The sequence below is a fragment of the Brevundimonas sp. genome, assembly GCF_965278935.1.
Classification (GTDB): Bacteria; Pseudomonadota; Alphaproteobacteria; order Caulobacterales; family Caulobacteraceae; genus Brevundimonas.
This window is the reverse complement of record NZ_OZ257124.1, coordinates 338,523-358,942: the sequence shown is the minus strand read 5'-3', so window position 1 is coordinate 358,942 and position 20,420 is coordinate 338,523. Positions and strand designations below refer to the sequence as shown.

At 67.4% G+C, this 20,420-nt stretch carries 22 protein-coding genes; 9 read left to right on the top strand and 13 right to left on the bottom strand.

Annotation, left to right across the window (positions count from 1 at the left end; translation table 11 throughout):
- Positions 1 to 225 precede the first annotated feature (225 nt).
- Together ACQY68_RS01780 and ACQY68_RS01775 are read left to right on the top strand one after the other, a co-directional pair.
- On the top strand, positions 226 to 1,050 hold the full coding sequence (locus tag ACQY68_RS01780; protein ID WP_428151307.1) for a hypothetical protein: 825 nt from the start codon (positions 226 to 228) through the stop codon (positions 1,048 to 1,050).
- A gap of 145 nt (positions 1,051 to 1,195) precedes the next feature.
- Positions 1,196 to 2,083 carry a hypothetical protein gene (locus ACQY68_RS01775; RefSeq protein ID WP_428151306.1) on the top strand — a complete coding sequence of 296 codons (888 nt, stop codon included), beginning with the start codon at positions 1,196 to 1,198 and terminating at the stop codon, positions 2,081 to 2,083.
- Between the two features lie 80 nt (positions 2,084 to 2,163).
- Here the strand turns inward: ACQY68_RS01775 and groL are convergent, their stop codons facing one another.
- Positions 2,164 to 3,816, bottom strand: coding sequence for a chaperonin GroEL (gene groL, locus ACQY68_RS01770; RefSeq protein ID WP_428151305.1), 1,653 nt, complete (start codon positions 3,814 to 3,816; stop codon positions 2,164 to 2,166).
- 53 nt (positions 3,817 to 3,869) lie between these two features.
- Positions 3,870 to 4,154 (bottom strand): co-chaperone GroES, encoded by a 285-nt coding sequence (gene groES / locus ACQY68_RS01765; protein ID WP_309627137.1) that lies wholly within the window; start codon positions 4,152 to 4,154, stop codon positions 3,870 to 3,872.
- Positions 4,155 to 4,417: 263 nt separating this feature from the next.
- Here groES and ACQY68_RS01760 point away from each other — a divergent pair, with 263 nt between their 5' ends.
- Entirely contained in the window at positions 4,418 to 4,969 is a 552-nt protein-coding gene (locus ACQY68_RS01760; protein ID WP_428151304.1) for a hypothetical protein, read from the top strand.
- Between the two features lie 30 nt (positions 4,970 to 4,999).
- Here the strand turns inward: ACQY68_RS01760 and pgi are convergent, their stop codons facing one another.
- Entirely contained in the window at positions 5,000 to 6,595 is a 1,596-nt protein-coding gene (pgi, locus tag ACQY68_RS01755) for a glucose-6-phosphate isomerase (RefSeq protein WP_428151303.1), read from the bottom strand.
- An 84-nt stretch (positions 6,596 to 6,679) separates the two neighbouring features.
- Here pgi and ACQY68_RS01750 point away from each other — a divergent pair, with 84 nt between their 5' ends.
- The gene (locus ACQY68_RS01750) at positions 6,680 to 7,147 is read left to right on the top strand and encodes a hypothetical protein (RefSeq protein ID WP_428151302.1); all 468 of its coding nucleotides are present in this window, start codon (positions 6,680 to 6,682) and stop codon (positions 7,145 to 7,147) included.
- On the opposite strand, the gene ACQY68_RS01745 is transcribed toward ACQY68_RS01750, so the two are convergent.
- From ACQY68_RS01745 to ACQY68_RS01735, 3 genes are all read right to left on the bottom strand, one after another.
- Positions 7,144 to 9,327, bottom strand: coding sequence for a protein-disulfide reductase DsbD family protein (locus ACQY68_RS01745; protein WP_428151301.1), 2,184 nt, complete (start codon positions 9,325 to 9,327; stop codon positions 7,144 to 7,146). The two genes, ACQY68_RS01750 and ACQY68_RS01745, sit on opposite strands and share 4 nt — an antisense overlap.
- Positions 9,328 to 9,407: 80 nt before the next feature.
- Positions 9,408 to 9,584, bottom strand: coding sequence for a Flp family type IVb pilin (locus ACQY68_RS01740; protein ID WP_428151300.1), 177 nt, complete (start codon positions 9,582 to 9,584; stop codon positions 9,408 to 9,410).
- Positions 9,585 to 9,606: 22 nt separating this feature from the next.
- Entirely contained in the window at positions 9,607 to 10,020 is a 414-nt protein-coding gene (locus tag ACQY68_RS01735) for a (deoxy)nucleoside triphosphate pyrophosphohydrolase (RefSeq protein WP_428151299.1), read from the bottom strand.
- Between the two features lie 135 nt (positions 10,021 to 10,155).
- Between ACQY68_RS01735 and ACQY68_RS01730 the strand changes: the two genes are divergently transcribed.
- The 4 genes from ACQY68_RS01730 (at position 10,156) to ACQY68_RS01715 (ending at position 12,711) form a co-directional block, all read left to right on the top strand.
- On the top strand, positions 10,156 to 10,599 hold the full coding sequence (locus tag ACQY68_RS01730; protein WP_428151298.1) for a DUF350 domain-containing protein: 444 nt from the start codon (positions 10,156 to 10,158) through the stop codon (positions 10,597 to 10,599).
- A gap of 10 nt (positions 10,600 to 10,609) precedes the next feature.
- Positions 10,610 to 11,440 (top strand): S1 family peptidase, encoded by an 831-nt coding sequence (locus ACQY68_RS01725; RefSeq protein ID WP_428151297.1) that lies wholly within the window; start codon positions 10,610 to 10,612, stop codon positions 11,438 to 11,440.
- Entirely contained in the window at positions 11,437 to 12,075 is a 639-nt protein-coding gene (locus tag ACQY68_RS01720) for a LysE family translocator (protein ID WP_428151296.1), read from the top strand. The genes ACQY68_RS01725 and ACQY68_RS01720 overlap by 4 nt, the downstream gene beginning before the upstream one ends.
- Positions 12,076 to 12,159: 84 nt before the next feature.
- The gene (locus tag ACQY68_RS01715; protein WP_428151295.1) at positions 12,160 to 12,711 is read left to right on the top strand and encodes a CC0125/CC1285 family lipoprotein; all 552 of its coding nucleotides are present in this window, start codon (positions 12,160 to 12,162) and stop codon (positions 12,709 to 12,711) included.
- A 22-nt stretch (positions 12,712 to 12,733) separates the two neighbouring features.
- On the opposite strand, the gene ACQY68_RS01710 is transcribed toward ACQY68_RS01715, so the two are convergent.
- From ACQY68_RS01710 to ACQY68_RS01700, 3 genes are all read right to left on the bottom strand, one after another.
- Positions 12,734 to 13,759 (bottom strand): alpha/beta fold hydrolase, encoded by a 1,026-nt coding sequence (locus tag ACQY68_RS01710; protein WP_428151294.1) that lies wholly within the window; start codon positions 13,757 to 13,759, stop codon positions 12,734 to 12,736.
- Complete coding sequence (locus ACQY68_RS01705) at positions 13,756 to 14,679, bottom strand: class I SAM-dependent methyltransferase (protein WP_428151293.1); 924 nt, start codon at positions 14,677 to 14,679, stop codon at positions 13,756 to 13,758. The genes ACQY68_RS01710 and ACQY68_RS01705 overlap by 4 nt, the downstream gene beginning before the upstream one ends.
- A gap of 94 nt (positions 14,680 to 14,773) precedes the next feature.
- A complete protein-coding gene (locus ACQY68_RS01700; protein WP_428151292.1) occupies positions 14,774 to 15,604 on the bottom strand; it encodes a class I SAM-dependent methyltransferase in 831 nt (276 codons plus the stop codon).
- 244 nt (positions 15,605 to 15,848) lie between these two features.
- Between ACQY68_RS01700 and ACQY68_RS01695 the strand changes: the two genes are divergently transcribed.
- A complete protein-coding gene (locus tag ACQY68_RS01695; protein ID WP_428151291.1) occupies positions 15,849 to 16,316 on the top strand; it encodes an Hsp20 family protein in 468 nt (155 codons plus the stop codon).
- A 57-nt stretch (positions 16,317 to 16,373) separates the two neighbouring features.
- Here the strand turns inward: ACQY68_RS01695 and ACQY68_RS01690 are convergent, their stop codons facing one another.
- The 4 genes from ACQY68_RS01690 to gpmA all read right to left on the bottom strand — a co-directional run bounded on the left by ACQY68_RS01690 (position 16,374) and on the right by gpmA (position 20,381).
- Complete coding sequence (locus tag ACQY68_RS01690; RefSeq protein WP_428151290.1) at positions 16,374 to 17,627, bottom strand: pentapeptide repeat-containing protein; 1,254 nt, start codon at positions 17,625 to 17,627, stop codon at positions 16,374 to 16,376.
- A complete protein-coding gene (locus ACQY68_RS01685) occupies positions 17,624 to 18,895 on the bottom strand; it encodes a pentapeptide repeat-containing protein (RefSeq protein WP_428151289.1) in 1,272 nt (423 codons plus the stop codon). The genes ACQY68_RS01690 and ACQY68_RS01685 overlap by 4 nt, the downstream gene beginning before the upstream one ends.
- A 155-nt stretch (positions 18,896 to 19,050) precedes the next feature.
- Positions 19,051 to 19,671: a bifunctional diaminohydroxyphosphoribosylaminopyrimidine deaminase/5-amino-6-(5-phosphoribosylamino)uracil reductase RibD gene (locus ACQY68_RS01680; RefSeq protein WP_428151288.1), complete on the bottom strand. Its 621-nt coding sequence runs from the start codon at positions 19,669 to 19,671 to the stop codon at positions 19,051 to 19,053.
- Positions 19,668 to 20,381: a 2,3-diphosphoglycerate-dependent phosphoglycerate mutase gene (gpmA, locus tag ACQY68_RS01675; protein ID WP_428151287.1), complete on the bottom strand. Its 714-nt coding sequence runs from the start codon at positions 20,379 to 20,381 to the stop codon at positions 19,668 to 19,670. The genes ACQY68_RS01680 and gpmA overlap by 4 nt, the downstream gene beginning before the upstream one ends.
- Positions 20,382 to 20,420 lie beyond the last annotated feature (39 nt).

Sequence of the window (20,420 nt, the reverse complement as noted above, 5' to 3'; positions counted from 1 at the left end):
TCGTTGGCTTTCAAGCTGGAGAGGACGGGGATTGCATTGACCGCCATCGCGACGCTCAAGCTTCATGGAAGGTTGGGGACGCCGCCCCTGCAACCCCGGATGGCATGTTGCCTGCGTCGGAAACGGGTGGCTATCTGGCAGTCGGGCCAGTTGAATATCAGCCCGGCGACTGGCGCTACCTAACAGCCAGTTGGAGCGATGATAGGGTGCCTTGGGAGATGGGCTTTGGCTGAACCACTAGCGGCGGCAGCATTGCCAGAACCCGCCAAGCTATTTCTCGACACCCCTCTTTATGAGGTGTTCACGATCCCCAACTCAGACAAGGGAAAGGGCTCAGTCCTGACCTTGGTTTGGGGTGACGTGGCCTTTGATGCGCATTGCATCCACTGCGGGAGCCACTCACCTTTCAAGACAGCGATGCGGACCTACAGAGCTCATGACGCCGACCAAGCTGTAAAAATCGGCTTTTTCGATCACACCGTCGAGTGCCAAAGAAACAAGGCCCACAAATACCGCTACTTTTTCAAAACAGCCAATATGACGCTGACCAAGATCGGCCAGTGGCCCTCACTTGAGGACGTTGCCGGTGCGGATATCGAAAAATACCGGCCTCTGCTCAAGAAGCACTTTGGTGAATTGAAGCGGGCGACCGGTTTGGCAAGCCACGGGATCGGGATTGGATCGTTTGTCTACCTTCGTCGCATCTTCGAGCGATTGATTTGGCAACATCATGACGAGCTACCAGCGCCAATCGAAGGGTTCAGCGGCCTACGTATGGACGAGAAAATCGGGGAGCTGAAAGCGGTCTTGCCGCCCGCCCTAGTGAAGCACAAAGCGACGTACGCGATACTGAGCAAGGGTCTGCACGAACTCGATGAGCAGACTTGCCTCAAATACTTCCCAGTGGTCCGGGCAGCCATTATCCAAATCCTTGAGCAAGATTTCCGGGCGCGAGAGGCCCGGCTGGCCGACGAGACCTTGGCCCGCGAGATCGCCGCAATCCATGGCGAATTGAAGGTGGGTCAGGACGCCGTAAGGAGTGTCGAATGAGCCGGGACATTCCAGTCATCGTGTGGGGGCAGCCCCATCAGGTGTCTGTGCATCAGCGTTCCCCATCGGTCTGGATCGCGAGCGGTGACTATATGGGACAAAGCCACCAAACGACCGGCCGTTCGGCCACGCAGGCCGCCAACCAGTGGAAAATCTGGGCAACGACGGTGGGCGGCTGAGCCGGATGGCTAAGAAACTTTCGGGGATTTGCGGCCTTACCGGCGACACCGGACAGTTCGTCAAATGTCATATTTTTCCAGAGGCGCTGACAAAGCACGAAGATCCCGGCCAACCGATCTTCCAAGCAGGAGAGCACAGGCGTCCTATCAAGCGAATGACCAGTTGGTATGATCCTGCGTTGGTGACCGCCGAGGGCGAAAAAATCCTGGCTGGCTATGATGACTGGGCGATCAAATTTCTACGCGACAAAAGCTTGGTTTGGAGTGGCTGGTCGGGATCAAGTCTACGGCTTAAAAATCTCGTCCACCTCGGCGAAGGCTGGAATGCTCGGGTGATCGAGTCTCAAGACTGGCAGCGGCTACGACTTTTTCTGTTGAGTCTCTTATGGCGTGTTGCGGCATCAAAGATGCCGGAGTTCTCAGAGATCGTGCTCCCGCGCGAAGACTTAGAGCGGCTTCGAGAAATGGTGGCCTCAGGCAAATCAACGCCTGAGGATTTCCTGCCTGCTACGCTTGTGCAGCTCACGACAAAAGGTCCGCGCCACAACCACACGCCCTTAGCAGGTCGGAAAATTCTAGAAGCGACGGGACCTATGCTTGAAAGGGAAGTCCGGTTCTTTCGCTTCTTCGTAGAGGGGCTCATCATCCATTTTGAACGCGATGTTCGATTGTCCGGCGGCCTCGCTGCTCTAGGGTCAATGGCAGTCGGATTCAGCCCGAAGCTTGTTGTGATGACCCACCCATTCGAGGGATCGTTCCAAGCAAAAAATCTAGGATTGATGCTTCTTGAGACTTGGGAAAATTGGCCTTCTTTCCGTCCCCAGATAGTCAGAGCGATCCAGACCTCGAAATAAAATATGCGCTGCACGACAAAAAGGGCGAGCCCGTTTCCGGACCCGCCCTCTTCATTTCAGCCTGAGCCGAGCGTCGTGGACTAGAAGTCCATGTCGCCCATGCCGCCCATGCCGCCGCCCATTCCGCCGCCGGCGCCGCCGCCCGAAGACTTCTTCGGAGCATCGGCCACGGCCGCTTCGGTCGTGATCAGGATCGAGGCCACCGAGGCGGCGTCGGTCAGGGCGGTGCGGACCACCTTGGCCGGGTCGATCACGCCCATGGCGACCAGGTCGCCGTACTCTTCCGTCTGGGCGTTGAAGCCGTAGGTGGCGGAGCTGTTTTCCAGCACCTTGCCCACGACGATCGAGCCTTCGACGCCGGCGTTTTCCACGATCTGGCGGATCGGGGCCTGGATGGCGCGACGGATGATGGCGATGCCGGCGGTCTGGTCGGCGTTGTCGCCTTTCAGACCTTCAAGCGCCATGGTGGCCTTCAGCAGGGCGATGCCGCCGCCGGGGACGATGCCTTCTTCAACCGCGGCGCGCGTGGCGTTCAGGGCGTCGTCGACGCGGTCCTTCTTCTCCTTGACCTCGACCTCGGTCGAGCCGCCGACGCGGATGACCGCGACGCCGCCGGCCAGCTTGGCCAGACGTTCCTGCAGCTTTTCCTTGTCGTAGTCGGAGGAGGTGTCCTCGATCTGCTTCTTGATCTGGCCGATGCGGGCCTCGATCTCATCCTTGCCGCCGACGCCGTCCACGATCGTGGTGTCGTCCTTGGTGATGGTGACCTTCTTGGCCTTGCCGAGCATGTCGATGGTGACGTTCTCGAGCTTGATGCCGAGGTCTTCGGAGATGACCTGGCCGCCGGTCAGGACGGAGATGTCCTCCAGCATGGCCTTGCGGCGGTCGCCGAAGCCCGGAGCCTTGACGGCGGCGACGCGCAGGCCGCCGCGCAGCTTGTTGACGACGAGCGTGGCCAGGGCCTCGCCCTCGATGTCCTCGGCGATGATCAGCAGGGGGCGACCCGACTGGACCACGGCTTCCAGGATCGGCAGCATGGCCTGGAGGGACGACAGCTTCTTCTCGAACAGCAGGATCAGGGGATCCTCGAGCTGGACCTCCATCTTGTCGGCGTTGGTGATGAAGTAGGGCGACAGGTAGCCGCGGTCGAACTGCATCCCCTCGACGACGTCCAGCTCGGTCTCGGCCGTCTTGGCCTCTTCAACCGTAATGACGCCCTCGTTGCCGACCTTCTCCATGGCCTTGGCGATCATCTCGCCGACTTCGGCGTCGCCGTTGGCGGAGATGGTGCCGACCTGGGCGATCTCGGAGTTGTTCTCGACCTTCTTGGCCGAGGCCTTGATGTCGGCGAGAACCGCCGTGACGGCCTTGTCGATGCCGCGCTTCAGATCCATCGGGTTCATGCCGGCGGCGACGGCCTTGAGGCCTTCCTGCACGATCGACTGGGCCAGGACGGTCGCGGTGGTGGTGCCGTCACCCGCCTTGTCGTTCGTCTTCGAAGCGACTTCGCGGATCATCTGGGCGCCCATGTTCTCGAAGGCGTCTTCCAGCTCGATCTCTTTGGCGACCGAGACGCCGTCCTTGGTCGAGCGCGGGGCGCCGAAGGACTTCTGGATCACGACGTTGCGGCCCTTGGGACCCAGGGTCACCTTGACGGCGTTGGCGAGGATGTTGACGCCGCGCAGCATCTTGTCGCGCGCGTCGGTGTTGAATTGAACGATTTTGGCAGCCATCCGGCAGCTCCTGTTTCTATTCGTATGTGATGGAGAAGGTGGACGTCGGGTGCTTACAGCACGCCCAGAACGTCGGATTCCTTCATGATGATCAGGTCTTCGCCTTCCAGCTTGACCTCGGTGCCCGACCATTTGCCGAACAGGATGCGGTCGCCGGCCTTCAGTTCCAGGGCGTTGACCGTGCCGCGCTCGTCACGAACGCCGGGGCCGACGGAGACGACTTCGCCTTCCTGCGGCTTTTCCTTGGCGGTGTCGGGGATGATGATCCCGCCCTTGGTTTTGGATTCTTCTTCCACGCGCTTGACCAGCACGCGGTCGCCGAGAGGACGAAACGCCATCTGTGTATTCTCCAGTGAAGACTTCAAAGTTTCCTCGTAGCCCCTCCGGGTCGGCTTTTTGGCAGCCGGGCCTCGCGAGTGCTAACGCGACGTGCAAGTAGGCGCGAGGGTGGGGAGCGTCAAGGCGGACGGCCTCGATGAACGCCAGATGAACGGGATTTCGGTTCACTCGTTCAGGTTCACAAGCCCAGCAATGGGTTTCGTCAGTCGCCGTTCGCCCGATCAAGGGGGCAAGCTTCACTGACGGCCTTGGAGGGTGGACTATGAAGATGTTTCGACTGATCGCCGTGGGCGCCGCCGCCCTGACGCTGACAGCCGTCGCCATGCCGGCAGCCGCCCAGAACTATGGTCGCGGCCATGACCGGCACGACCGTGACGACGACGGCGACGTGGTCGCTGGCCTGCTGATCGGCGCGGTCGTCGGCGGGATCGCGGGCGCGGTGATCGGCGACGGCGACGACCGCTATGTGGCCGGAGGCGCCCTGGCCGGGGCCGCCCTGGGGGCCGCGGCCGCCAGCGACGACGACGGCCGCGGTTACCGGTCCTATGGCGGGAGCAGCTACGGCTACTCCTATGCACCGTCCTATTCCTACGGCGGTTATAGCGGCGGCTACCGCTCCGATTGCGACTACTGGCGCGACGGGCGCTGCTGGCGCAATCGCGGCCACTGGGAGCGCGAGCACGGCATCAACAGCCGCGAGCGCAACTGGGACCGTCGTGATGATCGCAGGGACGACCGCCGCGACTGGCGCTCGGATCGACGTGATGATCGCAGGGACGACCGGCGCGACGATCGCCGCTGGCGCAACTACTGAGACTGGACACGGGCCCTTCGGGGCCCGTTTCTACATCAGGCGGGCGAGAAGCGAGGCGGTCGAGGGGTCCAGCGTTCCGGAGGGCCCGCCCGCAGCGAGATCCTTGAGGATCGCCTTCGCCAGCACCTTGCCCAGCTCCACACCCCACTGGTCGAAGGAGTTGATGTCCCAGATCACGCCCTCGACGAGGGTCTTATGCTCATAGAGAGCCAGCAGGGCGCCCAGCGTCTCCGGCGTCAGCCGCTCCATCACGATGGCGGTCGACGGTCGGTTGCCGGGGAAGGTCTTGTGCGTCGCCAGCCGCTCCGCCTCGGCGGCATCGGCGCCGGAGGCCAGCAGTTCAGCCCGCGCCTCTCCTGTCGTCTTGCCCAGCATCAGCGCCTGACCCTGGGCCAGGGCGTTGGACCACAGCGGCGATTCCGGCGCGTCGGCATGCGTCTTCGCCACGATGACGAATTCGGCCGGGACGACCTGCGGGCCCTGATGGATCTGCTGGAAGAAGGCGTGCTGACCGTTGGTGCCGGGCTCGCCGAAGACGACGGGACAGGTCTGGCGCGTCACGGGCGAGCCGTCGCGATGCACACGCTTGCCGTTCGACTCCATCTCCAGCTGCTGCAGGAAGGACGGCAACCGACGCAGGGCGTGGGCGTAGGGGGCGACCGTCCGTGCCGGCCGGTTCAGGCCGTCCACATTCCACACCTGGGCCAGAGCCATCAGGACGGGGGCGTTCTTATGCAGCGGGGCTGACACGAAATGGTCGTCCATCGCGGCCGCGCCCGCCAGCATGGCCTCGAACACATCCGGACCCAGGGCGATGACGCAGCTGAGGCTGACAGCCGACCACAGGGAATACCGGCCGCCGACCCAGTCCCGGAAGGCGAAGGTGCGGGCGCAGCCGAAGGCGGCGGCCTTGTCCGGCGCGGCGGTGACGCCGATGAAATGCCGATCTCGACCGGTCTCGGGCAAACCTGCGGCCAGCCAGGCCTTCGCCACCTCGGCATTGGCCAGGGTTTCCTGGGTGGTGAAGGTCTTTGACACGACCACGACCAGCGTCGTTTCAGGGTCCAGCCCGGTCAGGGCCTCGGCCATGTCGCGCGGATCGATGTTGGCGACGAAACGCAGGTCGATCTTCGGTTCGAGCGGCCGCAGCGCGTCCCAGACAACGCGGGGCCCCAGGTCCGAGCCGCCGATGCCGACGTGGACGATGGCCTTGAAGGGTTTTCCGGTCGCACCGGTCTCGACGCCGGAGCGGACGGCGGTCGCATAGGCGGCCATGTCGGCCCGGACGGCGTCGACTTCGGCGGACACGGCCTCGCCCAGGGCATGGAAGTCGGCGCCCGTCGCCGCGCGCAGGGCCGGGTGCAGGACGGCACGGCCTTCGGTGGAGTTGATCGCCTCACCGCCGAACAGCCGCGCGCGGGCCGCCTCGACCCCGGCCGATCGAGCCAGATCCAGGCAGGCTTCGAATGCCGACTTCGTCCAGCTCTGCTTCGACAGATCGAGATAGAGACCCGCCGCCTCGACCGTCATCCGGCTCATGCGATCCGGATCGGCCGCGAACTGGTCGACGATGCGCGCGTCGGCGTCCCGCGCCGCGGCGGCGTCGAAAGCGGTCCAGTTGGTCATGCGGTTGATCCCCTTAATCAAGGTCTCGTTTACGGGTCAGGCGTAGACCGGTTCAATCGCCGATTCGCGAAAAGGTCGTTCACCATGTCCTGTGGCATCGCCATCGCCGCCGCTCTCCTGTTCAGCGACCCCAATGTCGCGCTCGCGGCGGCCCAGCCGCCCGCCGTCGCCGGGGCCCCGATCTCGGTGGCGGCCGAGCCCATGTTCATCGACATCGTCACCCGCTCGACCGAGCTGAAGGCCCTGGTCGACAGCTGGAGCGGCACACCGGTCGATTTCGAAGGCTTCAAGGTCCGCGCCGCCGAACTGTCGGCCATGGACATGCAGGCGCATCTGATACTCAAGGCGCGCGGCACCGACGGCGATCTGAAATGCATCCTGCGGGGCATTTCCGAGGACATCCCGGTCAAGGTCGCGGCCGTCGAGACCGCCGCCGACGATGCGGCCCGCGCCACGGCCCTTTCGGAACTGTCCTATCTGCTGAACGACAACGTCGAGGTCATAACCTCGCCGCCCCAGCCCGACGCCCAGAGCGGCGTCCCGACCAACTAGGACGCCGCTTTCTCCAGCGCCTCGACCACGACGCCGTCCGTCAACAGTTGAGGCAGGATGCTGGGCCTGGCCTCGCCCGGTGCATAGACCAGATACAGAGGCACACCCGAGCGGCCATGACGCTCCAGTTCTCGGGCGATGGCGTCGTCACGTAACGTCCAGTCCGCCACCATCACGACAGCGTTGGTTTTCCGGATGGCTTCGGCCGTTCTGGGCGAAGCGAGCGCCGTGCGTTCGTTGAGCTTGCAGCTGACGCACCAGTCGGCAGTGAAATCCACGAATACCGGACGGCCTTCGGCTTGAGCAGCCGTGACGGCCTCGGCCGACCACGGGATAGAGGCGAGCCTTGACCCGTCCGCGGCGTCGGCGGGCTCGGGCGCCTGGATCATCGCGAGGCCGCCCATGGCGACGGCGATGACCAGGGCGATGCCGGACAGGACCGAGGCGATGACCCCGCCCCGTCCCTCGGCGCGCACCGTCTGACGACGACCGAACAGCCACAGACCGAGCGCGCCGGAGAGCCCGCCGACGAACAACAGGCCGAGGGCGTCAAGACCCTGCTGGCGTGCGAATACCCAGGCCAGCCACAGGGCCGCGCCATACATCGGGAAGGCCAGAGCACCGCGCAGCCGCTCCATCCACGGACCGGGACGCGGGAAGCGGGCTAGAAGACCCGGCGACAGGCTGATCAGCAGATAGGGCAGGGCCAGACCCAGGCCCAGCAGGACGAAGATCAGCAGGGCCGCGACCGCGGGCATGAGGAGGGCGGCGCCGAGGGCGGCGGCCATGAAGGGGGCGGTGCAGGGGGCGGCGACGACCACGGCCAGCACGCCTGTGGCGAAGGCGCCGGCCGGCCCCGAGCGTCGGGCGACCGAAGCGCCGCCGACCGACTGGAGCTTCAGGCCGATCTCGAACACGCCGGACAGGTTCAGACCGATGGCCAGCATCAGCAGGGCGAGGCCGGCGACCACGCCCGGCGACTGGAGCTGGAAGCCCCAGCCGATGGCCTGGCCTCCGGCGCGCAGGATCAGAAGCACGCCGGCCAGCAGGATGAAGGTCGTCAGCACCCCGGCGAGGAATGCGAAGCCGTCGCGACGAGCTTCGGCCGGGTCATGCGCCGAACTCGCCAGCGACGCCGCCTTCATCGCCAGCACCGGGAAGACGCAGGGCATGAGATTCAGAATCAGCCCGCCGATCAGGGCGAACAGGGCGGCGCGTCCGACCGTGAGCCAGTCGAAGCCAGGCGAGACAGGAGCCTCGGCCGTCGAGAGGCGCTCGCCGCCAGCCGCTCCGGCCAGAGGCGCGCCCGGTATGGCCCGGATCTCCCAGGCGCCTGCATCCGTGGCGAGAACGCCCGCGACCGGCTCGGCGAGGCCGCGCGAGAGGACGCCGCCGGTCGCCTGAAGCGTCAGGGTCAACCCTCGCGGGCCGGCCTCGGCCGCCAGAGGGTCACCGTGGTCGATGATGGCCGGATCGAAGGGGAAGAAGGTCGCGCGCGACAGGTCGGCGCCGACCAGGGGCCCGCCGGTCGCGGTCACGATCAGCCGTCCGTTCGACAGGCCGGCGGTCGCCTCGATCCCCGCCGGACGCGGCGCGGTCTCGACCACCGTCTGGATGGCGCGGCCGAAGCGGGCGTCCAGCGGCGCGGCGCCCGCCCGGATCGGCAGATCGAGCCGCAGCGTCAGCTCGTCGGGCACGCACATCTCGTCGCTGCAGACCAGAAACAGGGCGCGGACGGTGAGCGGCAGGGTCGTTCCCGGCCGGGCGTCGGCCGGAACCTCGATCGGGACCGGCAGGAAGACCACGCCCTCGTAGCCGAAATTGACCAGCCCCTGCAGCCGCTGGCGGCTTGGCAGTGGCCAGACGATGTCGCCGGCCGCGACGCCCGGGGGCAGGGTCCAGTCCAGGGCGGTCGCCCCCCCGGAGTCGCCGGGGTTGCGCCAATAGGTGTGCCAGCCCGGCTCGATCTGCTGCCGGACGGCGACGATGGCGGTCGATCCGGGCGCGGCCCACTGGCTCATCACGACCAGTTCGGCCTCGATACGCACCGTCCGTTGCGGACCCGACTGGGCCACGGCCGGCGCGCGGCTGACGCCCGGCGTCTGGGCCAGGGCGGGCGAGGCCGACAGCAAAAGGGCGGCGAAAAGGGCGAGGAGGCGCAGCATGGGGCTCAGGATCATCAGGCGTGCAGCCTTAGCGGCCTCCGACGGCCATCGCCACGCCCCTGACAGTCGCAGTCCGGAGCCTGTCGGTTACAGATCTAGCTGGTCGCGGCGCTCACGGCGGTCGAGACCCTGTCAAAGGTGCCCGTGGCCTTGCCGGCGAACAGGGAGACGGCGCCGACGATCACGAGGAAGATCATCGCCACGATCAACCCGTATTCGATGGCGGTGGCGCCGCTGTCGTTGTTCAGGAAGCGGCGGATCAGGCGCATCATTCGGCCCTCCGTTGGGCGAAACCTAGAGAAGGTCGCGCAACCAGGCGACCAGCGGAGCGTCTGCGGGCGGCATGGGATAGTCCGACAGCTTGTTCGGCTTCACCCAGGCCAGTGCGGCGTGCTCGCGCCTGGCGACCACGCCGGACCAGCGCCGGCACAGATACAATGGCATCAAGAGGTGAAACGATTCATAAGCGTGGCTGGCGAAGACGAACGGGGCAAGGCAGGCCTCCTGGACGTCGATGCCCAATTCCTCGTGCAGTTCGCGGATCAGGGCCGCCTCGGGCCGTTCGCCGGGCTCGACCTTGCCACCCGGAAACTCCCACAGACCGGCAAGGGCCTTTCCCTCGGGCCGCCGGGCGATCAGAACCCGGCCATCCACGTCGATCAGGGCGACGGCGACGACAAGGACGGTGGGGAGAACGGCTTCGGTCATGTCCCGCCTTAGCCGCTGAAATCACGGTCCTGCAATCATTGGTCATCCAGTGTGTCCGCCGCGTCCTTGCGGATTGGGGCGGCAATCGGGCAAGCAGACTTGCTCCTTCACCCGGTGAGATCGCCTCCGCCCGTCATGGCCCCGTCCTCCCTGTCAGACACCCTTTCGAGCCCCGAGGTTCAGGCCTTCGCCAGCGGATTCCCCGTGCTGATCGTGCACCTCATGGTGACCTTCGGCCTCCTGGCCGCGGGGGCGGTGATCTATGCCCTGCTGACACCCTGGAAAGAGATCGCCCTGATCCGCGAGGGCAACGCCGCCGCCGGCGTGGCCTTCGGCGGCGTTCTGCTGGGTCTGGCCATTCCGCTGGCCGTGTCCATGTCGGTCTCGACCTCGGTCGCGGACATCGCCCTCTGGGGTCTCGCGACCCTTGTGCTCCAGCTTCTGGCCTTCCGCATCGTCGATCTGGTTCTGACCGGCCTGCCGCAGCGGATCCAGGAAGGCGAGATTTCGGCGGCCGTGCTGCTGGTCTCGGCCAAACTGGCCACCGCCCTGATCCTCGCCGCCGCCCTGACGGGCTGAGCCCGCGCGAATGCGTTTTCCCCGTCCGCCGGACTGGCTGATCTACTCCAGCGTGGTCTTCGCCCTCGTGCTGGGCTCGCTGAGCCGGCGGGAAAACGCCGACGCACCTCCCGCCCCGCCTCCGCCCGACGAGATCGAGGGCGCTCTGCTCGGGCCCGTGACCCCTTTCGATCCGTCGGTGACCGTGACCGCGCCTGACGCGCCGTTCCAGCCGGTCGCCGGCACCGCCTTCTCCATTGCCGGACGCGGGCGCTGGCTGACCGCGCGCCACGTCGTCGACGGGTGCCGCCGACCGGCCCTGGTCGTCGGCGGCGGGCGGGCGGTGGCGGCCGACGTTCGCCTGTCGCCCCGCGCAGACATCGCCCTGTTGATCACCGCCGGCGGCCCCCCCGCCCTGCCGGTGACGACGAACACGCCCCTGCGCGTCGGCCAGCGCGCCTTTCATCCCGGTTTCCCGCAAGGCCGGCCGGGTGAGGTCACTTCACGCCTTCTGGGCCGGGAAACCCTGAAGGTCAGAGGCCGAGGGGCCCATGACGAGCCGGTCCTGGCCTGGGCCGAGGTCGGGCGGACGTCGGGGCTGGAAGGCACGCTCGCAGGACTGTCCGGCGCCCCCGTTCTGGATCGCCGCGGCCGGGTCGTGGCCCTGACCATCGCCGAAGCCCCGCGCCGGGGACGGCTCTACACCACCGCGCCCGACACCCTCGGTCCCGCCATCCGGGGCGAGCAGCAGCCCGACGAACAGCTCGAGAGCGAACCCATCACCGTCGACAACTATGGCCGCGTCGCCGACGACCTGCGCCGCGACCTGCGGGTCGCCCAGGTGGTCTGCCTGTCGACATGAGCGCCCTGCCGGTCGATCCCCATCTCTATCTCGTCTTCCTGGGCGTGATGGCCGTCATGGCCGTGACCCCGGGACCGGCGAACCTGTTCTCCATCGCCACGGGCATGGAGCGGGGGAAGAAGGCGGTGCTGATCGCGGTCGCCGGGATGAATGTCGCCACCCTGGTCTGGTTCGGCGCGGCGGCGCTGGGCCTCGGCGCCCTGGTGACGGCGTTTCCGGAGGTCTTCCGCTGGGTCGCCATCGCCGGCGCCATCTATGTCGCCTGGCTGGGCGTCTCCTCGATCCGGGGCGCCTTCAAGCCCGCGGCCGCAGGGGTCTCGACCGAGGGCCGGACCCACCTGCGCCGCCCCGCCTTCATCGACGGTTTCCTGGTCCAGATCGCCAACCCCAAGGCGGTGCTGTTCTTTACCGCAGTCCTTCCGCCCTTCATCGACATCGATCGGCCCGCTGCGCCCCAGCTGGCCCTGTTCGCGGCGGCCGTCATCGGAATGGACGTCCTGACCATGAGCGCCTACGGTCTGAGCGGCGCCGTTCTGGCGCGGCGGATGAGCGAACCTCGTTTCCGGCGCGGCTTCGGCGTCTTCGTCGGCTCCCTGCTTCTGATTGCCGCAGTCCTTATTGTCTCGCGATTATAGAGACTTGGGGAACGGTGGAACGTCGCTGTTCATGCGCCGTTCAGGTGAAATGACGAATTGTCCGCGTTCCCTCCGGAGCTCCCAATGACCCCCTCGATCAAATCCCTTCTGGTGGTCGCCGCCTCGGCCCTGACCCTGGCCGCCTGCGCCACCTCAACCGCCTACGCCCCCGCCGGCTACAACGGCCAGCGCGGCGGCTATGCAGAGCAGCGGCTCGAAAATGACCGCTACCGTGTCAGCTTCTCGGGCAACTCGGTCACCTCGCGCGAACAGGTCGAGATGGGCCTGTTGCTGCGCTCGGCGGAACTGACCGCCGAGAACGGCTACGACTGGTTCTCCACGGTCAACCGCGCCACGGATCGCGACACCCGATTCCAGACGCTCGGCGACCCGTTCTTCAACCGCTACACCCCGTTCTGGGGCCCGTCCTGGCGCTACTACGGTCCGCGCGGCTGGAGCCGGTGGAACGATCCGTTCTGGGGTCGCGACGACTTCGACGTTCGCCAGATCGACCGCTACGAGGCGACCACCGAGATCGTCATGGGCCGCGGCGCCAAGCCCGCCGGCGACGCCAACGCCTTCGACGCGCGCGAAGTGATCGCCAACATCGGCGGCAGCGTCACCCGCCCGATGTGATCCGGATCTCCGAAGCGGCGGCTCAGGCCACCGCTTCGGCCTCCGCCTTGAGCGGCGCCAGATCGTTGATCGGCGAGACATAGTCCGCCATCGCGTCGAACTCGTTCAGGAAGATCGCGCGGAGGTCGTCGGTCTCCATGATGACCTCGTGTTTGGCGTGGTCGACCTCGACATAGCGGCCGCGACCCAGTCGTTTGGCGGCCCAGCGGTTGGTCTGTTTCCAGACGCGCTCATCGTCGCCCGCCTGCACGATGGTGCAGGGGATCTGGACCGACTTCAACGCCTTGGGCTTCAGCGACCGCTCGCCCGCGTCGATACCGAACGCCAGCCAGCCCCAAGTCGGACCGCCGACGGCAAGGTGCGGGCAAGCGTAGAGTTGCTGCCGCCAGAGCTCATAGCGGGTCTCGTCGGACGTCAGGGCGTCCTTCTCGAAGGTGTGGTCGAAGGGATCGTCGGCGTCGTCCAGCACGAAGTCGCCGGCCTTGCCGTGACGCACGTTCCAGCGCACCGCCAGCTTGACCGACCACATGGATCGTTTGCCGGTCTTGATGCGCAGCATGGGGCTGGACAGGACCGCGCCGGCAAAACGGCTCTCGCCGGCCTCAAGGCACAGCAGGTTCAGCGCCCCGCCCATCGAATGGCCGACCATGATCCAGGGCTTGGGCGCTCGCGCCTCGAACGCGTCCAGCAGCCGGGCGTAGTCGTCCTGGAACTCCTCCACCGCCCGGGCGTGGCCCTTGAGCCGGTCGGGCAACAGGCGGGCCGACAGGCCTTGGCCGCGCCAGTCATGGGCCAGAACACACCAGCCGCGCGCGAGGAAATTGCCGATGACCTCGAAATACTTCTCGATCGGCTCAGTCCGGCCCGGGCTCAGCACAACGGTGCCGCGCGGTTTGTGCGCGACAAGGGCGGACGGCGTCCAGAAGGCCGCCCTCAGGCGCAGGCCCCCGGCGCCCCGGAACCATTCGCCGACCCCTCCCGGGGGGGCGGCGGCTCCTGGCACGCCCATCAGTGGGGCATTGGCGGCGAAGGCGGCGGCGCGGTTCACTCGGGCTTCCTGAACTTCAAGGTCATGCGATCGCTCTCGCCGATCGCGCGGTATTTGGCGGTGTCGAAAGTGGGGTCGGGCGCCTGGCCCTGATCCGCCGTCAGCAGGCGCGGGGGCAGGGTATCGACGCCGAACGGATGGTCCTTGGTGTCTTCCGGGTTGGCGTTGATCTCGGACGCGGCCACGAAGATGAAGCCCGCCTCGGCAGCCAGTTGTTTGACGAACGCCTCCTGGACGTATCCGTTCGCGGCGGCGGGATCCTGATCCTGATCCGGTCCCAGCCGGTGCTGCTCGATACCGAGAACGCCGCCGGGCTTCAGCGCCGCATAGGCGTCGGCAAAGGCCTTTTCGGCGATGCCCGCCGCCATCCAGGCGTGAATGTTCCTCATGAACAGGGCCATGTCGGCGGTCCCGGCAGGTGCGACCGGGCCGGTGGCGGCCCCGAAGGCGCTGAACTTCACGTCGCCGTAGAGCCTGCGGTCCGAACCGAAGCGGCGCTCGAAGTTCGCCACCAGCGCCGCCTGGGCCGGGTTCGCCCCCTCGCCCGTGACGAAGCCCGCGCCGTAATATTCGCCGCCGCCCTTGTTGAGGTAGGGGGCCAGGATCTCGGTGTACCAGCCGCTGCCGGGCCAGAACTCGACCACATGCATGGAGGGTTGCAGGCCGAAGAAGCGCAGCGTCTCCAGCGGATGACGATAGATGTCGCGCGGCCGGTCGGCGGCACGCCAAGGCCCCTGGATGGCCCATTCGAGAGAACCTTCCGGCGGTCCAGAGGGCGCGCCCGGCTCGGCGGCCTTCTCGTCCTTGCGGCCGCAGGCGGCCAGACCTGAAGCGAGACCAGAGATCAGCAGGACGCCCGCCCCGGCGAGCATGGCCCGACGCGACGGTTCCGTTCGCCCGATCCGCGCCCGATCCCGCATCAATACTCCCCAGACAGCCGCAGTCCGGAGGACGATGCCGCCCCGGACCGGCTTGGGATAGAGAGGTTCGCCAATGCCGTCAAAGCCTTGTGCTTCAGGCCGGCTTGCGGAAGCGCAGCGTCATCCGGTCGCTCTCGCCGATGGCGTCGTACTCGGCGCGTTCCGCCTCGGTCAGCGGCGTGGCGCGGTCTGTGGCGACGCCTTCGCGCGCGGCGCTGGTCCGCACCGGCGGCAGGGTCCAGACGCCGAACGGATGGTCGTGATCGTCCTTCGGATTGGCGTTCAGCTCACTACGCCCCTCCAGCACGAAGCCGGCGGCCTGGGCGGCGTGGATGACATAGGATTCCGAGACATAGCCGCTCGGCGCTGTCGTATCGGCGTTCAGTCCTTCGGCCGCACGATGCTGTTCCACGGCCAGGACGCCGCCGGGCTTCAGGGCCTTGAAGAAGGCCTGCAGGTACGGTCCTGTGCGCTGCGGGTTGGAGCGGTGCCAGTTGTGGAAGGCGCGGGCCACGACGATCATATCCGCGGACCCGTCAGCGACGCCCATGCTCTCCAGCGGGCGGTTGACGGCGACATAGGTCCCGCCCGTCGCGGCGGCGTAGGGCTGCAGGATCGCGCTCCACCAGCCGCCGCGCCCCGGTTCGATCTCGACGACGGTCGAGCCAGGCGTCAGGCCCCAGAAGGTCAGGGTCTCGAACGGGTGGCGATAGACGTCGCGCGCGACATCGGCGGCCGGGCGCGTGTCGGAGCCAATAGCGGCCTGCAGCGCCTCGTCTTCCTGCAGCACGGGCGGCGGCATGGCTTCGCGGCGGGCGGCGCGCTGGGCCGGGGTCTCGCCCAGGGTCGGCAGGGTCTGGGCGGCGGCGGCTGTCGCCGACAACAGGCCGAGGACGGCGGCGAGGGCGAATTTCGAGGCGCGCATGTTTTTCTCCCGGAGACGAGGCGGGCGCACCTTACGGACAGGCCGCCGACGGGCAAGTGACGATCCTGCAATCGTCCGGCCCTTGACGTCGCACGCGGGCATCCCACCTCTGCATCCGAGAGCGCCGATCCCGGGCTCTTGCAGACCAGGCGGGGCCCATCAGGGACCACTCGGACTGATACCCACCGCCTTCCCGGGCAAAAACGCGGGAGGGCTCAATCTTGCTGATGATCAGGAGATCGACATGCGTACCATCGACTTCACCCCCCTCTATCGATCCGCTGTGGGCTTCGACCGCCTGGCCCGCCAGCTGGAAAGCGCCGCGCGCACCAGCCAGGAGAACGGCTGGCCGCCCTACAACATCGAGACCACGGGGGAGAACGAGTACCGGATCGAGATCGCCGTCGCCGGCTTCAAGCCCGACGAGCTGACGATCGAGGCCAAAGAAAACCAGCTGACCGTCACCGGCCGCAAGACCGCCAATGACGACGCGACGCCTGAGCGCACCTATCTGCATCGGGGCCTGGCCGAGCGCGACTTCGAGCGCCGCTTCCAGCTGGCCGACTATGTCGTGGTCAGCGGCGCCGCGCTCGACAACGGCCTGCTGGCCATCAGCCTCAAGCGCGAGCTGCCCGAAGCCCTGAAGCCTCGCCGCATCGAGATCGCGACGGCTGCGCCGACAGCGGCGCTGATCGAAGGCGAAGCGGCCTAGGCCGTTTCACTTCGCGACGGAATGGAAAGGGCGGTCCTTCGGGCCGCCCTTTTTTCATCAGGCGGCGACCGCCGGTTGGCGCATGCCCGTCACACGATCGAGGCAGGCGTCCGTCAGGCTTGCGCCGTCCAGATCGGCGCCCGTTACATTGGCGCCGGACATGTCCGCCCCCGTCAGGATGGCCCTGGACATATCGGTGCGAACCAGTTCGGCGTATCGCATCCGCGCGCCGCTGAAGTTCGACGGTACGCTACGGGTTGCCCCCAGAGGCAGGGGGCTGATGTCTGCGCCGGTCAGATCGATCTTGGTCATCAGGGCTTCGCCGAACCGGGCGCCTCGCAGATCCGCCTTGGCCAGCAGAACGCCGCGGAGATCCGCCTTCTCGAAATTGGCGCCCTGCAGCTGGGCGCCACGCAGGTCTAGGCCCGCCAGACAGGCGCCCCTGGCGCTCATGGCCGACAGCTTCAGTCCTTTCAGTCGATCGCCGAGCGGGCGAAGGTCCTCGCCGTCCAGGACGGCCGGGCCTCCCAGAACGCCGCCGCTTTCAGCCCAGGCGTTGGCGTCCAGCGCCATCTGATAGAGTTCCTCGGCCCGTGCGATCGTCGCCGCGTCAGGCTCGCGGAGAGAGCCCGTCGTGTCGGTCCGGTCCAGCTTCGCCCGATTCATGGCCACGCCGGTCAGGATGGCGCCGCACAGGCGCGCTCCCGCCAGATTGGCCCCACCGACATCGGCGCCTTCCAGGAGGGCTCCCGACAAGTCCGCGTCTTTCAGATTGGCGCCGGTCAGAAGGGCGCCGCGCATCGAGCAGTCGGTGAAGTCCGCCTTGCAGGCGCTGACGCCGTCGAAACGCGAGCCGTCCAGGGTGGCCCCGGCGAACCGGGCGCCATCGGCCAGCCCCTGGCGGGTTTCATGGCGGGCCGAGGCGAGACCCTTGGTCTCGTGCGGAACGGCGATGACGCCTTCCCGGAAATCGGCCTGGGTCAGGTCGGCCTCTGACAGGTCGGCGCCCTGCAGGCAGGCGCCCCGGATATCGGCCCGCTTCAGGCAGGCCCGGGTCATGTCGGCGCCGCGCAGATCGCAGCCGAACAGGACGGCGCGCTCCAGCCGGGCGTCGGCCATGTTGCAGTTTTCCAGGATCGAGCCCGAGAAGTCGGCGTCGTCCAGAATCCGGTGCGCCATCGAGATGCCGGTCAGGTCGACGAACTTCAGCGACAGCTTGCGTCCGCCGGGCTTGCCGGTGACGAACCGTTCGTGGGCGGCGGCGAACATGTCGAAATCGCCCTGGCCGAGGCGGCGTCGGTTCATGGTCATGCCGGTTCTCCCTCCCGCTGGAGTCCGCGGACCCCGGCGAGAACCGCGTCTGTGAAATCGGCATGGCGCGTCTGGGCGCCATGCATGCTGGCCCGGGTCAGGTCCGCGCCGACAAGGACGCAGCGGCGCAGATCCGCCCCGGAGAAATCGACCGAGCGCAGTACGGCCTCGGTCAGGTCGGCGGGCAGAAGCCGCTCGGGCCCGAGCATCAACGGCCCCAGTTGCGCCTCGCGAAGGTCGGCCCCGTTGAGCCGCGCTCCGATCAGCCGCGCCCCGCGCAGATCGGAGCCGCGCAGATTGACGGACCTCAGGTCGGCGCCTTCGAGGTGCGCGCCCTGCAGCTTCACCCCCTCCATGTTCAGGCCGTAGAAGACCGCGCGCTTCGCCGAGAGCGCGGTGAGATTGAGGCCCGTGATCGAGCCCAGCCCGCGCAGATCGACGTCGTCGAACACCGACGGCTGGCCCTCGGCCCCGTCGCTTTCGCACCAGTTGGCATGTTCGTGCAGCATCTCGGCCGCCGGCAACTGGGCGACGGGCGCGCCATGCGAGCCCTTGTCGGTCAGGGCCCCATCCAGATTGGCGCCGTCGGCGCGCCAGGACGACGAGATCACCCCGACCAAGATGGCGTCACGCAGGTCGGCGCCGGTCAGGTCGGCGCCGGACATGTCGGCTCCGGCCAAGTCCGCGCCCCGGAAATTGGCCTGTTTCAGGTTCGCCCGGACCAGCTTGCAGTCCTTCATGATGGCGTCGGAAAAGTCCGCCGACTGGGCCGCGATGCCCGACAGGCGCGACCGTTGCAGATTGGCGCCGACGAGACTGGCCCCCTGGGCCTGGGTGATCTCGCGTCCCTTGGCCTCGACCACGCGGAAGCCCACCTTGCGATCGGCCGAGGCTATCGTGCCTTCGCGCAGGTCTGCCTCGAACAGGTCCGCCCCCGACAGGTCCGCGCCCCGCAGACAGGCGCCGCGGAGGTCCGCCCGGCGCAGCGAGGCCTCTATCAGGATGATGTCCTGCATGTCGGCGCCGAAGAAGGAGGCGTTATCGAGCTTGCAGCCCGTCAGGTCACACCCGATCATCGACGAGGCCGCGAAATCCGCGTCGGCGAGATTGCGGCCCCTCAGGCTGAGGCCCGACAGATCCATCCAGGCGAAGACCGCCCGCGCGCCGCCGGGGCGCGCCTGCCACAGGCGATCGTGACGCGCGCAGATCGCGTCGACCTCCTGCTGGCTGATGCGGCGTCGAAGGACGCCTTCCGGGACCGCTGACATGATCTCATCATGAGACGGCGTCGCTTAAGGAAGGTTTTCGGAAACGCCGATTTTCCGCGATATATCAGCGTGCAATCGTCGGGGCGTCACCGTGCGCGGGCCGGCGTTTCGTCCGGCGGACAGACGTAAAACACCCTGACGCGGAGACGGCGGTCTCAGGTCGTGAGCAGACCCTGTTCCGCCAGGGCATCGGCCAGTTCGCCGGGCGCGGTCCACAGCCGGGTATAGCCGGCCTCGCCCAGTCGCTTCAGCTCGGTGACCAGATCGGCGCGGGCCGACGCGGCGAACCGGGCGTCGAACCCCTTGCCGTCGGCGCTGATACGGACCATCGGCCGACCCGTCTCCAGCCGGTGCAGGAAGCCTTCGGACAGGACCGCCGCCTCGTCCCTCATCAAGCCGGTCTCGACCTCCAGCCCCGCCTGACGCAGCCGTTCGGTGCCTCGGCCCGAGGCGAACGGCGACGGATCCAGCGCCGCCACCACCACCCGCGCGATCCTGGCTTCGGCCAGGAACTGGGCGCAGGAGGCGCGGCCAGACGAGCGGGCGCCGCAAGGCTCCAGCGTCACGTAGGCGGTCGCGCCCTCGACCTCGGCGCCTGCGGCAGGCACGGCCTGTTCCTCGGCATGGGGACGGCCGCCGGGCGCGGTCGCGGACTCGGCCAGCACCTTGCCGTCCTTGACGATGACGCAGCCCACCGCCGGATTGGGCCAGGTCTCGCCCATCCGGTCCAGCGCCAGGTCGATGGCCCGGCGCATGTAGACCGCGTCGTCGGTCATGAAATCGCCGGGAGTTGGGTGGCGCGACCCGCGTCCAGATAGCGGGCCGAAACGGGCTTGAGGCCGGCGTCCAGATCGATCTCGAGCGGATTGCCGGTCGGAATCTCGACCCCGACGATCTGGTCGTCGGGCACGTCGAACAGGTGTTTGACGATGGCCCGCAGAGAATTGCCGTGGGCGGCGATCAGCACGTCCTCACCGGCCTCCAGACGCGGGGCGATGGCTTCGTTCCAGTAGGGCAGGACGCGATCCAGCGTGGTCTTCAGGCTCTCGGTGTCCGGAATGGCGTGGCCGGCGTAGCGGGCGTCCTTCGAGAAGTCCCACTCAGAGCCCGCTTCCAGCGGGGGCGGGGGGATGTCGTAGCTGCGGCGCCAGATCTTCACCTGGTCCTCGCCGTGCTTCAGGGCCGTCTCGGCCTTGTCCAGCCCGGTCAGGCCGCCGTAGTGGCGCTCGTTCAGCCGCCAGTCCTCGACCACCGGCACGTCCTTCAGGCCCGCCGACGACAGGGCCAGGGCCCCGGTCCGCTTGGCCCGCGTCAGGACGGAGGTGAACATGACGGAGGGTCTGAACCCGGCCTCGGCGATCAGTTCGCCGCCGCGCCGCGCCTGGGCCTCGCCCTCGGCGGTCAGGTCGACGTCGACCCAGCCGGTGAAGCGGTTCTCGAGGTTCCACTGGCTCTGGCCGTGGCGCAGCAGGATCAGGCGGGGCATGGGCTCTCCGAAAACAGTCTGCATCGGGTAGGGCGGGCC

Bases quoted from the DNA above. Each gene is read 5' to 3' on its own strand.
- groL (WP_428151305.1), bottom strand. From the start codon at position 3,816: ATGGCTGCCAAAATCGTTCAATTCAACACCGACGCGCGCGACAAGATG.
- groES (WP_309627137.1), bottom strand. From the start codon at position 4,154: ATGGCGTTTCGTCCTCTCGGCGACCGCGTGCTGGTCAAGCGCGTGGAA.
- ACQY68_RS01760 (WP_428151304.1), top strand. From the start codon at position 4,418: ATGAAGATGTTTCGACTGATCGCCGTGGGCGCCGCCGCCCTGACGCTG.
- pgi (WP_428151303.1), bottom strand. From the start codon at position 6,595: ATGACCAACTGGACCGCTTTCGACGCCGCCGCGGCGCGGGACGCCGAC.
- ACQY68_RS01750 (WP_428151302.1), top strand. From the start codon at position 6,680: ATGTCCTGTGGCATCGCCATCGCCGCCGCTCTCCTGTTCAGCGACCCC.
- ACQY68_RS01745 (WP_428151301.1), bottom strand. From the start codon at position 9,327: ATGATCCTGAGCCCCATGCTGCGCCTCCTCGCCCTTTTCGCCGCCCTT.
- ACQY68_RS01740 (WP_428151300.1), bottom strand. From the start codon at position 9,584: ATGATGCGCCTGATCCGCCGCTTCCTGAACAACGACAGCGGCGCCACC.
- ACQY68_RS01735 (WP_428151299.1), bottom strand. From the start codon at position 10,020: ATGACCGAAGCCGTTCTCCCCACCGTCCTTGTCGTCGCCGTCGCCCTG.
- ACQY68_RS01730 (WP_428151298.1), top strand. From the start codon at position 10,156: ATGGCCCCGTCCTCCCTGTCAGACACCCTTTCGAGCCCCGAGGTTCAG.
- ACQY68_RS01725 (WP_428151297.1), top strand. From the start codon at position 10,610: ATGCGTTTTCCCCGTCCGCCGGACTGGCTGATCTACTCCAGCGTGGTC.
- ACQY68_RS01720 (WP_428151296.1), top strand. From the start codon at position 11,437: ATGAGCGCCCTGCCGGTCGATCCCCATCTCTATCTCGTCTTCCTGGGC.
- ACQY68_RS01715 (WP_428151295.1), top strand. From the start codon at position 12,160: ATGACCCCCTCGATCAAATCCCTTCTGGTGGTCGCCGCCTCGGCCCTG.
- ACQY68_RS01705 (WP_428151293.1), bottom strand. From the start codon at position 14,679: ATGCGGGATCGGGCGCGGATCGGGCGAACGGAACCGTCGCGTCGGGCC.
- ACQY68_RS01700 (WP_428151292.1), bottom strand. From the start codon at position 15,604: ATGCGCGCCTCGAAATTCGCCCTCGCCGCCGTCCTCGGCCTGTTGTCG.
- ACQY68_RS01695 (WP_428151291.1), top strand. From the start codon at position 15,849: ATGCGTACCATCGACTTCACCCCCCTCTATCGATCCGCTGTGGGCTTC.
- ACQY68_RS01690 (WP_428151290.1), bottom strand. From the start codon at position 17,627: ATGACCATGAACCGACGCCGCCTCGGCCAGGGCGATTTCGACATGTTC.
- ACQY68_RS01685 (WP_428151289.1), bottom strand. From the start codon at position 18,895: ATGTCAGCGGTCCCGGAAGGCGTCCTTCGACGCCGCATCAGCCAGCAG.
- ACQY68_RS01680 (WP_428151288.1), bottom strand. From the start codon at position 19,671: ATGACCGACGACGCGGTCTACATGCGCCGGGCCATCGACCTGGCGCTG.
- gpmA (WP_428151287.1), bottom strand. From the start codon at position 20,381: ATGCCCCGCCTGATCCTGCTGCGCCACGGCCAGAGCCAGTGGAACCTC.